14 protein-coding genes are annotated in these 13229 nt (G+C 39.2%); all 14 read left to right on the forward strand.

The window, feature by feature from the left end; translation table 11 throughout:
* The first annotated feature begins 11 nt into the window (after positions 1–11).
* The 14 genes from JNUCC52_RS21340 (at position 12) to JNUCC52_RS21405 (ending at position 13222) form a co-directional block, all read left to right on the forward strand.
* Entirely contained in the window at positions 12–749 is a 738-nt protein-coding gene (locus tag JNUCC52_RS21340; protein ID WP_172772090.1) for a 16S rRNA (uracil(1498)-N(3))-methyltransferase, read from the forward strand.
* Positions 750–764: 15 nt separating this feature from the next.
* Positions 765–2099, forward strand: a complete 1335-nt coding sequence (mtaB, locus tag JNUCC52_RS21345) for a tRNA (N(6)-L-threonylcarbamoyladenosine(37)-C(2))-methylthiotransferase MtaB (RefSeq protein WP_172772089.1) — start codon at positions 765–767, stop codon at positions 2097–2099.
* A gap of 196 nt (positions 2100–2295) precedes the next feature.
* Complete coding sequence (gene deoC, locus JNUCC52_RS21350) at positions 2296–2967, forward strand: deoxyribose-phosphate aldolase (protein WP_139860630.1); 672 nt, start codon at positions 2296–2298, stop codon at positions 2965–2967.
* A 208-nt stretch (positions 2968–3175) separates the two neighbouring features.
* On the forward strand, positions 3176–3403 hold the full coding sequence (locus JNUCC52_RS21355) for a spore coat associated protein CotJA (protein ID WP_139860633.1): 228 nt from the start codon (positions 3176–3178) through the stop codon (positions 3401–3403).
* Positions 3396–3659 carry a spore coat protein CotJB gene (locus tag JNUCC52_RS21360; protein WP_139860636.1) on the forward strand — a complete coding sequence of 88 codons (264 nt, stop codon included), beginning with the start codon at positions 3396–3398 and terminating at the stop codon, positions 3657–3659. Before JNUCC52_RS21355 ends, JNUCC52_RS21360 begins: the two co-directional genes overlap by 8 nt.
* A 39-nt stretch (positions 3660–3698) precedes the next feature.
* Positions 3699–4268 carry a manganese catalase family protein gene (locus JNUCC52_RS21365; protein ID WP_139860639.1) on the forward strand — a complete coding sequence of 190 codons (570 nt, stop codon included), beginning with the start codon at positions 3699–3701 and terminating at the stop codon, positions 4266–4268.
* A gap of 362 nt (positions 4269–4630) precedes the next feature.
* The gene (gene rpsU, locus JNUCC52_RS21370) at positions 4631–4804 is read left to right on the forward strand and encodes a 30S ribosomal protein S21 (RefSeq protein WP_004227078.1); all 174 of its coding nucleotides are present in this window, start codon (positions 4631–4633) and stop codon (positions 4802–4804) included.
* Between the two features lie 335 nt (positions 4805–5139).
* On the forward strand, positions 5140–6468 hold the full coding sequence (locus JNUCC52_RS21375; RefSeq protein WP_337980769.1) for an NfeD family protein: 1329 nt from the start codon (positions 5140–5142) through the stop codon (positions 6466–6468).
* A 4-nt stretch (positions 6469–6472) separates the two neighbouring features.
* Positions 6473–7477, forward strand: coding sequence for a flotillin-like protein FloA (gene floA, locus JNUCC52_RS21380; protein WP_139860794.1), 1005 nt, complete (start codon positions 6473–6475; stop codon positions 7475–7477).
* A 27-nt stretch (positions 7478–7504) separates the two neighbouring features.
* Positions 7505–8005 carry a YqfB family membrane protein gene (locus JNUCC52_RS21385; protein ID WP_139860792.1) on the forward strand — a complete coding sequence of 167 codons (501 nt, stop codon included), beginning with the start codon at positions 7505–7507 and terminating at the stop codon, positions 8003–8005.
* Positions 8006–8060: 55 nt separating this feature from the next.
* Positions 8061–8321, forward strand: a complete 261-nt coding sequence (locus JNUCC52_RS21390; RefSeq protein ID WP_172772087.1) for a hypothetical protein — start codon at positions 8061–8063, stop codon at positions 8319–8321.
* Positions 8311–9423 carry a sporulation protein YqfD gene (locus JNUCC52_RS21395; RefSeq protein WP_172772086.1) on the forward strand — a complete coding sequence of 371 codons (1113 nt, stop codon included), beginning with the start codon at positions 8311–8313 and terminating at the stop codon, positions 9421–9423. The genes JNUCC52_RS21390 and JNUCC52_RS21395 overlap by 11 nt, the downstream gene beginning before the upstream one ends.
* Positions 9424–9425: 2 nt before the next feature.
* Entirely contained in the window at positions 9426–10382 is a 957-nt protein-coding gene (locus tag JNUCC52_RS21400) for a PhoH family protein (RefSeq protein ID WP_172772085.1), read from the forward strand.
* 719 nt (positions 10383–11101) lie between these two features.
* Positions 11102–13222, forward strand: coding sequence for an HD family phosphohydrolase (locus JNUCC52_RS21405; RefSeq protein ID WP_172772084.1), 2121 nt, complete (start codon positions 11102–11104; stop codon positions 13220–13222).
* Positions 13223–13229 lie beyond the last annotated feature (7 nt).

Here is a 13229-nt window from a genome sequence, read left to right on the forward strand (position 1 = left end):
GAGTATTAGCTATGCAACGTTATTTCATCGATACATCCATTGATTCAGCACGCATTACGGGTGAAGATGCGCGACATATCATGCGTGTTATGCGCATGAAAGAAGGTGCGGAGATTATCGTCGTTGCACAAGACACAGCTTATATTTGCACAATTACTGCATTTGAAGAGGATGATGTCATTGTGCATGCGACGGGACGAACAATTCCATCGCCAGAGCTTCCTGTTCGTGTAACAGTTGCTTGTGGGCTGCCTAAAGGTGATAAATTAGAACTTATTACACAAAAAGCGACTGAGCTTGGTATGTATGCCTTGTTGCCATTTGAAGCGGAGCGATCAATTGTAAAATGGGATGTCAAAAAGGGTGCGAAAAAACAGGAGCGCTTGCAAAAAATTGCAAAAGAGGCAGCGGAGCAATCACATCGCACGCACATACCCGAAATATACGAGCCAATAAAGTTTACACAGCTTGTATCGCGTATGAACGATTTTGACGCTATATTTATTGCAGATGAAGAGGATGCAAAGGCAGAAAAACGCACAAGGTTTGCGGATAAGCTAAAAAACGTGTATGATAAGGAGTCGAAATCAATCCTTATTATCTTCGGTCCAGAAGGTGGTATTGCGCGGAAAGAAGCTGATATGTTAAAGCAAGCTGGCGCGCAAACAATGTCTCTTGGTCCAAGAATTTTACGTGCAGAAACAGCGCCACTTTATGCGCTATCTGCAATATCATATGAATTTGAATGAAAGAGGTGTTTAGCCTTGTCAAAAGTGGCTTTTCACACACTTGGCTGTAAAGTAAATCACTATGAAACAGAGGCTATTTGGCAACTGTTTAAAGAAGATGGTTACGATCGTACGGAGTTTGATCATCAGGCTGACGTTTATGTCATTAATACATGTACAGTAACAAATACGGGCGATAAAAAATCGCGTCAAGTTATTCGTCGAGCTGTCCGTCAAAATCCAGATGCGGTTATTTGTGTTACAGGCTGTTATGCGCAAACGTCCCCAGCTGAAATTATGGCGATTCCTGGTGTAGATATTGTTGTAGGAACACAGGATCGTACAAAATTACTTGGCTATATTGAGCAATATCGTAACGAGCGTCAACCAATTAACGCTGTACGCAACATTATGAAAAATCGTGTATATGAAGAATTAGATGTGCCAGCATTTACAGACCGAACACGTGCATCATTAAAAATCCAAGAAGGCTGTAATAACTTCTGTACATTTTGCATTATCCCTTGGGCGCGTGGTTTAATGCGCTCGCGTGATCCACAGGAAGTACTAAATCAAGCACAACAATTAGTCGATGCTGGTTATCTTGAAATCGTACTAACAGGGATTCATACAGGTGGCTATGGACAAGACTTGAAAGATTATAACCTTGCTCAATTGTTACGTGATTTAGAGGCGAATGTAAAAGGATTAAAACGTTTACGTATTTCTTCTATTGAAGCTAGCCAACTAACAGATGAAGTCATCGATGTTTTACGTGAGTCAAACATTGTTGTTAATCATCTACACATTCCGATTCAATCAGGTTCGGATACAGTATTAAAACGTATGCGTCGTAAATACACGATGGCATTTTTCGGCGAACGCTTAACAAAATTACATGAAGCATTACCGAACTTAGCTGTTACTTCTGACGTCATCGTTGGTTTCCCAGGTGAGACAGAAGAAGAATTTATGGAAACGTATAACTTTATTCGTGACCATAAATTTTCAGAGTTACATGTGTTCCCATTCTCTCCTCGTACAGGCACACCTGCAGCCCGTATGGAAGACCAAATCGATGAGGACATTAAAAATGAGCGCGTTCACCGCCTAATCGCTTTAAATGACCAACTTGCGAAGGAATATGCTTCTCGCTTCGAAAATGAAGTATTAGAAGTAATACCTGAAGAATTTGTTCATGATGGTAGTGAGGAAGAGGGCTTATTAACGGGTTACACAGACAACTACTTAAAAGTAGTTTTTGAAGGTCCTGAAAACCTGATTGGTCAACTTGTAAAGGTCAAAATTACACAAGCGGGCTACCCTCACTCTAAAGGGCAGTTTGTACGCTTATTAGAAACTGTAAAATAATAGCCTAAGGATTGTCTATCTATTGATGATAGACAATCCTTTTTTTATTGATAATATTACTCTTAAACGGGCATGATAAAGACTATGACAAATTAAAACCATTGTGTAATAACTTAAGACATTAGACGGAAACGTGAAAACATGGTATTATTCCAGAGAGGTACGGACAACTTAAGTTAGAAGGAGTGCTTGTTAAATGACAACAAATTATGCAAATATGATTGATCACACTTTATTAAAGGCTGAGGCGACGAAAGAACAAATTGAAAAGCTATGTGCAGAGGCAAAAGAATTCGGCTTTGCATCTGTTTGCGTAAACCCAACGTGGGTGAAATATTGTAGCGAGCTATTACAAAACTCAGATGTTTTAGTATGTACGGTTATTGGTTTCCCATTAGGCGCTAATACACCAGCTGTAAAAGCATTTGAGGCAAAAGATGCGATTGCTAATGGCGCACAAGAAGTGGATATGGTCATCAATATTGGCGCTTTAAAAGATCAAAACTTCGAACAAGTACAAGCGGATATTGCGGCAGTAGTAGAAGCGGCAAAAGGCAGTGCGATTGTAAAAGTAATTATCGAAACTTGCCTACTAACTGAAGAAGAAAAAGTAAAAGCTTGTGAACTGTCTGTAGCAGCTGGCGCAGATTACGTGAAAACGTCAACAGGCTTCTCTACTGGTGGAGCAACAGCAGAGGACATAGCGTTAATGCGTAAAACAGTAGGACCTGAGCTAGGTGTGAAAGCTTCTGGTGGGGTTCGTAGCTTGGAAGATATGCAAAAAATGGTTGAAGCTGGTGCCACTCGTATTGGAGCAAGTTCTGGTGTAGCAATCATGAAGGGCTTAATTGCTGATTCTAATTATTAATTTCAACAAATAATTTTAATAATGCTTAATAGGAGAAATAGTGTACTGGAATATTTTCTAGTACGCTATTTTTTTGTTTACATTTAAAAATGGTCTGTAAGGAACAACTACAAAGCAAACGCCGTTAAGCTAATTTTTTCATCAGAATAATTATTTTTCCGACCTCATATACTCGAATGATGTAATTGCTTTTAGAAGGGAGGATTTTATGTTTACGCAATATAAGTATTGGCGACCTTATATCAGTCCTTTTGATCCTTGTAAACCGATTGAGGTCAAAAGCTTTGCAACACCTCCACAACTGTATATAGGCTTTCAACCGCCTGGTCTACCACAGTTTCAGACTGCAAGGGAAGCGTTAAAATTTGGTACACTATGGCCTGATTTTTTTAGCCCCTATCCGAACCCAGAGAGAGGTGGGATGAAAGGTGAGTAAACAAATGCCACCAGAGTTTTATCAGCTTCTCGAAGAAATTCAAGCGATTGATTTTGTTATCGTTGAATTAAATCTTTATTTAGACACACATCCACATGATTATGCTGCAATTACCCAATTTAATGAAAATACCGAAAAAAGTATGCGATTAAAAGTAGATTTCGAACAAAAATTTGGTCCGCTTATGAATTTCGGAAGAAGCTATTCGAATTATCCGTTCAATTGGGTTGATACGCCATGGCCTTGGCAAGTGTAAATACAGAATGAAATACATTTGGATTAGGGGGAAAGATGTTTGTGGTATTATGAAAAAAAGCTCCAGTATCCAGTCAAAGTTAGTACTTGTAACCCGATGCTAGCAAAGTATTTAATAGAGCAGTATGGTGGTGCAGATGGTGAGCTAGCAGCTGCACTTCGCTATATGAATCAACGATATACAATACCTGATAAAGTAGTAGGCTTGTTAACGGATATAGCAACAGAAGAGTTTTCTCACCTCGAAATGATTGCTACAATGATTTATAAGCTAACAAAAGATGCAACCCCTCAGCAAATTAAAGAAGCAGGACTCGCAGATCATTATGTTAACCATGATAAAGCACTGTTTTATCAAAATGCATCGGGGGTACCATTTACTGCTTCCTATATACAGGCAAAAGGGGATCCAATTGCTGATTTATACGAAGATATTGCGGCGGAAGAAAAAGCACGTGCCACATATCAATGGATAATTGACTTATCGGATGACCCTGATTTAAATGATAGTTTGATTTTTTTAAGAGAACGAGAAATTATCCATTCGCAGCGCTTTAGAGAGGCTGTAGAAATTTTAATCGAAGATGGCAACACAAAGAAAATCTTTTAACCAATTTACGCCTTTATCAAAACAGTAAAGGAGCGTGGAATTTTTAGTTTGAAGTGTATGAAAATTTTTGTGATGACGAAGAGACATGAATGTACCCTCTCTCAAGAAAGTATTTTTTGTTCTATTGGGTAGAGACACTGCACTCTCTTCTTTACTATTTGTACACAATGACTATCCTTATTGTTATCTGAAGAACAATATAAAATACGGTTAAAATGGATTTTAAAAATTCTCTTTGCGATTTCGAATACTTTCTATTGACCGTTATAAGACAATACGGTATAATTTTTTAGTACACAACAGTTGGTTATTAGCCTAATTGTTTTGTGTATTGACGTGTGTTCGGAGGGAGGGAAAGAGAGATGTCAAAAACTGTCGTTCGCAAAAACGAATCGCTTGAAGATGCTCTTCGCCGCTTCAAACGTACTGTATCAAAAAGTGGTACAATTCAAGAAGTTAGAAAGCGCGAGTTCTACGAAAAACCTAGCGTTAAACGTAAAAAGAAATCAGAAGCTGCACGTAAACGTAAGTGGTAATTTAATTTCCCATTAAAAATCCCTACGTTCAAAACACGCAATTGTATGATTCACTGAGCAGACAATGATATACCTGGAATTAGTTGCAATTGCGATTAATTCCAGGTATTTTGCATGATGCTCTTTTTGCGGTACATATTCGAAAAAGTCGAATGAAATCACTACAGATTTCATTCGGCTTTTTTTATTTATAAGAAAACAGCAACTTTGCTAATCAGCTGAAGGGAAAAAACATACTTCATACTGTATAATAAAAATAAACTTGATTTTGTGAAACTTTTTACAAGGTCAGTCGTATATAGAGTAGAGAAGCATGTTAGAAGGGAGGGAAAAAGATGCGGAAAAGGAGAATCCTTAGCTATATTATTGTGATTTGGATGACTGTTTTGGTAGCGTTTCCACTGACTTCAGCATTTGCAAGTAGCAAGGTGTACCACGTACCGATTCATGATGAAGTTGAACGTGGACTTCACGCATTTTTAGAACGAGCTTTTAAAGAGGCTGAAGAAAACTATGCAGAAGCGATTGTACTCGATATACATACGCCTGGTGGTTTTGTCAATGCAGCAAGCGATATCGCCATGCTTATGGATGCCACTACGATACGTACGATTGCTTTTATTAACAAGGATGCCCATTCAGCAGGTGCTTTTTTAGCCTTACATGCAGATGAAATTTATATGGTTCCTAATGGAACAATTGGCGCAGCAGCAGTAATCGATTCTGCTGGCAATGCAGCTGATAATAAGGCTCATAGTGCGTGGCTCGCGCAAATGCAGGCGGCTGCCGAAACTTCTGGTCGTGATCCGAAGTATGCCTTAGCAATGGCAGATTCGACAATTGATTTGCCAGAATTTCGAGCTGGAGGCGAGAATTTATTAACATTATCGGCTTCAGAGGCTGAAAAGGTAAACTATTCAGAAGGTACTGTTGCTAATTTTCAAGAACTTTTAGCCAAGACAGATTTAAAGGGTAGTGATATTGTATCAATTGAGCCAACCTTTGCAGAAAAAATTGCTCGTTTTATTACAAACCCACTTATCGTACCTATTTTATTGTCTATTGCGAGTTTGGGGCTTGTTATGGAACTGTATTCGCCTGGGTTTGGTGTTCCAGGTACAATGGGGTTATCAGCTCTCGGATTATTTTTCTTCGGTCATATGGTAGCAGGTTTTGCAGGCTATGAAACATTATTAATTTTCATTGCAGGCTTAGCACTCGTCATTGCGGAATTTTTTGTCCCCGGAGGCATTGTTGGTATTTTAGGTGGCGTGCTTATATTACTTAGCTTGCTGCTGGCAGGTGCAAACATGATGCAAATGGTCATGGCGATTTTTATTGCGCTTGTAGTAGCCATAATAGGAATGGTGATCCTGATGAAATTTTTCGGTAAAAAAATGCATGTTTTAAACAAGTTAGTGCTCATGGATGCTACTACAACGGAAGAGGGCTATGTGTCTAACGTTAATCGCACTGAGTTGTTAGGGAAAGTTGGTATAACGTTAACACCACTTCGCCCAGCAGGTACAATTCGATTTGTGAATGAACGAATTGACGTTGTGTCAGAAGGTGGCTATGTTGATGTAGGGAAGAATGTAGAAGTGATTAAAGTAGAAGGCTCACGTATTGTTGTGAGACAAACAGAAAAAGAGATGGAGGAATAACAACATGGGAATTGATTTAGCTTTAGTGGGCCCAATAATCGGGCTAGTCCTACTATTTATTGTCGTCGCTGTATTTTTTACATTTGTACCAGTGGCGCTGTGGATTTCTGCACTAGCTGCAGGTGTCCGCGTTAGTATTTTCACATTAATCGGAATGCGCTTACGTCGTGTAATTCCTTCACGTATCGTCAATCCGTTAATCAAAGCACATAAAGCTGGCTTACCTGTGACAATTAACCAATTAGAAAGTCACTATTTAGCAGGTGGTAATGTAGACCGTGTCGTAAATGCACTAATTGCTGCTCACCGTGCTAATATTGAGCTAACATTTGAACGTTGTGCTGCAATTGACCTTGCTGGTCGTGATGTTTTAGAAGCGGTACAAATGTCTGTTAACCCAAAAGTAATTGAAACACCATTTATTGCAGGTGTGGCAATGAACGGGATTGAAGTTAAAGCGAAGGCACGTATCACAGTTCGCGCAAACATCGAACGTTTAGTCGGTGGTGCAGGTGAGGAAACAGTTATTGCCCGTGTAGGTGAAGGTATCGTTTCGACAATCGGTAGTGCATCAAGCCATACAACAGTCCTTGAAAATCCAGATATGATTTCACAAACAGTATTATCTAAAGGCTTAGACTCTGGGACAGCATTTGAGATCTTATCGATTGATATTGCGGATGTGGATATCGGTAAAAATATCGGTGCCGAATTACAAATTGAACAAGCGCAAGCAGATAAAAACATTGCCCAAGCGAAAGCGGAAGAACGTCGTGCAATGGCTGTAGCAAATGAGCAAGAAATGATTGCCCGCGTACAAGAAATGAAGGCGAAAGTAGTAGAGGCAGAAGCAGAAGTACCACAAGCAATGGCAGAAGCTTTACGTTCTGGTAACCTTGGTATTATGGACTATATGAACTACCGTAATATTCAAGCAGATACGGCTATGCGTGACTCCATTTCAAAAGTAAGTACAGACAAATCAGACCCTAGTGAACCAAAAGCATAATTAACGGAAAGGAGCGAGTGCTAACAAATGGAACAACTTATTATAATTGCAATTATTGCCATAGTCAGCTCTCTTTTCGGAAAATCTAAAAATAAAAAAGAACAAAAACCAATGCCCCCTTTCAATAAAACTGCTCCATCACAACCTTCCGCCCAAATGGAAGTAGATGAACCAACGCATCGTCGCCCAACTACTAAAAGGCAAAGCTTTGAAGACTTTGCGCGTGAATTTGTAGGGGAGCTAAAAACGGAATTTGCGACAGAAAATGACACAGAAAAACGACTGGAGCCAGTAAGAGAAAAAGTGAAGGAACATATTCCTAGTTATGTAGCCCCACCGCTTATTCCAACTGAGCAATTGAGTCGTAAAACCGAACGTCCTAGCATTGGGCGTTTGGCTGCTGAGAAAAAAGACATCTCTGTTGCAACCTCCAATAATGGATTTCAGATACCGAATTCCCAAAAAGCATTGGTGCAAGCAGTGGTGATGGCTGAAATTTTAGGCCCGCCAAAAGCAAAACGAAAATAACTAGCATGTCCTCCTTTTTCGGCGCATATATTGCCGAAGAAGGAGGCATTTTTTTATGAAAAAATTATTTCAATTAACGCCACTACTTGAATTAACACAGTATGAAACATTAAAAATTATCGGACCTTATCGCTTTTTACATGCTGACGCTACGTCGTGCTCGTTTATTTATGCTGATTATCATATTATTGTGCGTGGAAAATCTGTTGAGATAAATGCAATAAAGGAAGAAATGCTCCATCTTTCAGTAGAGGATTTGCAGGAATTACATGTAAAAATGACTAATGATATGGGTGTGAGCAAGAATGTGGAATAATCGACCAATTATAATACGTATAAAGCGCCATGAAAATGTTCATCCTTTTATTCAAGCATTACATGCGCAGCAAGTACCTTTAAAGCGTGTTGTCTTTCGAGATCAGGAAGTTACATTTGAAACGAATATGGGATACTTGCCAAAAATTCGTCGCATTCGTAGTCGGTATCGGTTAAAAATGACCGTTCATTATGCTGATGAGCTTCAAGTTTTTCGGGCACAACTTTGGACATTACTCGGGTTATTTATCATGATTTTAATCCCTTTACTTTGCGCACAAATCATTTGGCGTGTAGAAATTGAAGCGGCGACACCAGAGCTGCAACAACAAATCGAGAAAACATTTCAAGAAACATTTCATTTAGAAACGCCTATGACTAAAAAAGTATTACCGTCAGACGCTGTTATTCGGCAGAGTCTGTTAGAAAAACATCGAGACTTAGCGTGGGTGCATATTGAAAAGCAAGGTGGTCGTGTTACGCTGAGACCACAGGAATCTCCAAAAACAACAGAATTGACAACCGAAAAACTTGCAACACATTTAGTTGCTACGAAAAGCGGTGTCATAACAAACTTTAACATTCAACATGGGGAACGGAAAATTTCTGTTAATGATACAGCTTATGAAGGTGACGTTCTTGTAAGTGGTGTCATTGACAGTGGTGAAGACCATGTCTTTGTTGGGGCAAAGGGTGAGGTTTTTGCGGACTACTGGCTTGAATGCTCCTTTAAAATTCCAACAAAACTAACAATTGAATCAATGCAACAAAAGCAGTGGCGTGTAGTCGTAAAGGGGATTCATAAAGAAGCGGTTGATTATGTACAAAAGAAAGACTTACCAAATTGGCTAGATCCATATGTTTCGATTGTGGAGGAACAGCAAACAAAAACAGTGGAAATTAAATTAGATGAATCGAAAATTGATACATTGTTAATGCCACTACTACATGAAAAGATGCTTCAATCACTTCCTGCAAAAACCGTTATTAAGAAAGAAAACCTTTTACAGGCGAAGTGGGGGAATGGTACAGTTGAAGGGAAAGTTCTATTTTTAGTCAACGAAAACATTGCAAGTCCAATACAAGGGCCACAAGGAGAATGATTATGTCAGAACATTTAACTGTATTACAAGTGGATAATCCAAATGAAGCGGTGATGCTGCTAGGTATTTCCGATGCTAATATGAAATTAATTGAAGAGGCTCTTCATGTCCATATCATTACACGCGGTGAGCAAATTCAGCTTACAGGTGAAGAAGAAGCAAAAGAACAAGCAACATATCTTCTACACGCATTATTAAAAGTTATTCGCAAAGGAATTAATATTGATCAACGTGATGTAGCAACGGCAATTGAAATGACACAAAAAGGGACAATTGAATACTTTGCAGAACTTTACGATGAAGAAATTGCACGCACGACTAAAGGGAAACCGATACGTGCAAAAACAATAGGTCAACGAGAATACATACAAGCGATTCGTCACAAAGACGTTGTTTTTGGTATTGGCCCAGCTGGTACCGGAAAAACGTATTTAGCGGTAGTAATGGCTACGCAAGCGCTTAAAAATGGGCATGTAAAGCGTATTATTTTAACACGTCCTGCAGTCGAGGCAGGAGAGTCTCTAGGCTTCCTTCCAGGTGATTTAAAGGAAAAGGTCGATCCATATTTACGACCGCTCTACGATGCGTTAAACGATATATATGGCACGGAACAAACGCAACGCCTAATTGAGCGAGGAACGATTGAAATCGCGCCTTTAGCCTATATGCGTGGACGCACATTAGATGATGCCTTTGTCATTCTAGATGAAGCTCAAAACACAACACATATGCAAATGAAAATGTTTTTAACACGACTTGGATTTGGTTCAAAAATGGTTATTACTGGCGACAAAACGCAAATTGACCTTCCAAAAAATACGGAGTCTGGTTTGATTGTTGCTGAACGCACATTAAAATATGTCAATTCAATACATTTCCAAATTCTAGAACAAGGCGATGTAGTCCGCCATCCAGTCGTAGCAAAAATCATAAAAGCTTACGAAGATCAGCAACTTTAAAATAACCGCCTAAGGCGGTTATTTTAAAGTCTGTACCGAAAGCGAAGCGACAGGTACAACGAAAGAAAAAAAGTCTGTACCGAAAGCGAAGCGACAGGTACAACAAGTACGATACTGTGCTTATATTTAACCTTAGTTATCTGTAATAGAAACTAATACTTGTTAATTAGAGCGGAGGGTGGGCGACTCCTGCGGGAACAGCACAAAATGTAAGACGCGACAGACGGCGCGACAGCGACGGTTGCGGCTTATATTGTGCCCGCGGAAAGCGCCCGCCCGCAGCGGAAATTAACGGCGATAGTCATCCTTATATATAGGTTGAAGCTGATAACTTTCGAAATTATTCAGAATAACGATACTGTGCTTAAATTTAACCTTAGTTTTCTATAATAGAAACTAATACTTGTTAATTAGAGCAGAGGGTGGGCGACTCCTGCGGGAACAGCACACAATGTAAGCCGCAACAGACGGCGCGACAGCGACGGTTGCGGCTTACATTGTGCCCGCGGAAAGCGCCCGCTCGCAGTCGAAATTAACGGCAATAACCTATACTAAAAATGAAGCGACAAATCCAGCAATTTATGCATATTTAAGGTTGAAAAATGAAAAATGTGACGGCTATACAAATACGTATAGCTGTTTTTTTGCTTTCTTATACATTTTTCGGGAAAAATGTTTTTTGAATTGGTATGATAGAAGATAGATAGAGGAGGTGCCGAATGGAGAAACAACTTCAAAAAATTACGGAGCTTATCGGGTTTCGCTACTTTTTGATTGTCGTTCTCATCCTTACAGGGGCATTACAGTTTACATTTATGTATGGCAATGTAAAGGGTGTTACATACGATTTTAAACCATTGCAACTTGCATCAGAAACAGTAAGATCGACGAAAACAATCGAAGATACAGTTAAGACTCAGCAGGAACGAGAAAAGGCTGCCAATGCAGTTACGCCCGTCTATCAATTTTCAGAGGACGTTGCAAAACAACGTGTAGCAATCGTGACGTCTTTATTTGATTATGTGCTTGAAGTGAAAAAGGCTGTAGATAGTAGTAAAGATCCCGATGCAGATGTCGACCAAGTGGCAAAGCTCCGCAAAAAATTAGAATCTATTGATGTTGATCAAATGCCTGTCATTTTTACAGATGCACAGCTTGAAGGCTTATTACAACAAAGTGAAACAGATTTAAAAAGAACAAGCGTACAACTTTCTAAACTTGTTCAAGAATATTTACAAAAATCAATTCGTAAAGAAAATGTGTTAGCTGCGCAAAATGATTTTGAAACAAAAATTCGTGGTCAGCGTGGCTATCCTGATAAGATTTTAAGCACAGTCATATTAATCGGACGTGCAAGTATTGTTGAAAACGAAACAATCAATGAGGAACAAACAAAAGTTAGAATAGAGCAAGCAAAGGAAGCAGTTGAACCAACGCGTATACTACAAGGTCAAATTATCGTACAGGAAGGGCAGATTATTGATAATGAGACATTTAGGCAATTAGAGTTACTTGGTATGGTGAGTAATAAAGCTTCAATGAAGCCGATTGCAGGGTTGATTATTTTAACCTTCCTTCAACTGATTTTTATGTATATTCTATTTGATCGCTGGGAAATAGAAGAACCTAAAAAGCGTAATGCATTGCTTGTCACAGTAATTGTGTATAGTTTTTCAATTCTTCTAATGAAGTTTATAAGCTTAGTGGCAGATGGTTTTGATGTGACGGTTGCATTTTTATTCCCCACGGCATTAGCGACAATGCTCGTTCGTCTGTTAGCAGATGATCGCGCAGCAGTATTAATTACCGTTATGACTGCTGCTTCAGCAGGGGTTATTTTTCAAGAAGGATATTCATCTGTGATGCAGATGGAAATTACGTTATATATTATATTTGGTGGTTTTGCGAGCCTATTCTTTATGCGTAGTGTAGAAAAGCGCTCACATATTATGCAGGCGGTTGCTGTTATATCACTTGTAAATATGGGCTTTATCGCATTTTATTTACTAATGACGCAATCATCGTATGGCTTGTCTGAGCTACTGTTTTATTTTATCGCTGCGATTTTATCGGCCCTTTTATCGGGTGCACTTACAATGGGGCTATTACCATTTTTTGAGTCGGCATTTAGTTTACTTTCGACATTGCGTTTAATTGAACTGTCTAATCCAAATCATCCATTGTTAAAAAAATTACTAATGGAAACACCTGGCACATATCATCATAGTGTAATGGTGGCAAATTTAGCTGAAGCTGCATGCGAAGCTATTGGTGCAGACGGATTACTAGCCAGAGTCGGCTGTTATTATCATGATATTGGCAAGACGAAGCGTCCAGCGTTCTTTATCGAAAATCAAATGTCAGGTATGAATCCTCACGATTCAATGCCGCCAGAAACTAGTGCAGAAATTATTATTGCACATACTACTGATGGAGCGGACATGCTAAGACGCTATAAAATGCCGCAAGAGATTATTGATATAGCGCTACAACATCATGGAACAAGTTTACTTAAATTTTTCCTTTACAAAGCAAAAGAAGAGGGAAAAGTGATTGATGAGGCAAAGTTCCGTTACCCTGGACCGAAACCACAAACAAAAGAGGCAGCCGTAATTAGTGTAGCTGATAGTGTGGAAGCGGCAGTTCGTTCAATGAAAGAACCAAATGCTGAAAAAATTCACAAGCTCGTGCGTGCTATTATTGATGACCGTGTACAGGACCATCAGTTTGATGAATGCGATATTTCGATAAAAGAGTTAAAATGTATAGAGCAAGTACTTTGTGAGACGTTAAATGGAATTTTCCATTCACGTATTGAATATCCAAAGGCAGATAAGTAGGAGGCAC

The organism is Lysinibacillus sp. JNUCC-52 (genome assembly GCF_015999545.1).
GTDB lineage: Bacteria > Bacillota > Bacilli > Bacillales_A > Planococcaceae > Lysinibacillus.

Coding starts and splice junctions, on each gene's coding strand:
- JNUCC52_RS21340 (WP_172772090.1), top strand. CDS start 12: ATGCAACGTTATTTCATCGATACATCCATTGATTCAGCACGCATTACG.
- deoC (WP_139860630.1), top strand. CDS start 2,296: ATGACAACAAATTATGCAAATATGATTGATCACACTTTATTAAAGGCT.
- JNUCC52_RS21355 (WP_139860633.1), top strand. CDS start 3,176: ATGTTTACGCAATATAAGTATTGGCGACCTTATATCAGTCCTTTTGAT.
- rpsU (WP_004227078.1), top strand. CDS start 4,631: ATGTCAAAAACTGTCGTTCGCAAAAACGAATCGCTTGAAGATGCTCTT.
- JNUCC52_RS21375 (WP_337980769.1), top strand. CDS start 5,140: ATGCGGAAAAGGAGAATCCTTAGCTATATTATTGTGATTTGGATGACT.
- floA (WP_139860794.1), top strand. CDS start 6,473: ATGGGAATTGATTTAGCTTTAGTGGGCCCAATAATCGGGCTAGTCCTA.
- JNUCC52_RS21385 (WP_139860792.1), top strand. CDS start 7,505: ATGGAACAACTTATTATAATTGCAATTATTGCCATAGTCAGCTCTCTT.
- JNUCC52_RS21390 (WP_172772087.1), top strand. CDS start 8,061: ATGAAAAAATTATTTCAATTAACGCCACTACTTGAATTAACACAGTAT.
- JNUCC52_RS21395 (WP_172772086.1), top strand. CDS start 8,311: ATGTGGAATAATCGACCAATTATAATACGTATAAAGCGCCATGAAAAT.
- JNUCC52_RS21400 (WP_172772085.1), top strand. CDS start 9,426: ATGTCAGAACATTTAACTGTATTACAAGTGGATAATCCAAATGAAGCG.
- JNUCC52_RS21405 (WP_172772084.1), top strand. CDS start 11,102: ATGGAGAAACAACTTCAAAAAATTACGGAGCTTATCGGGTTTCGCTAC.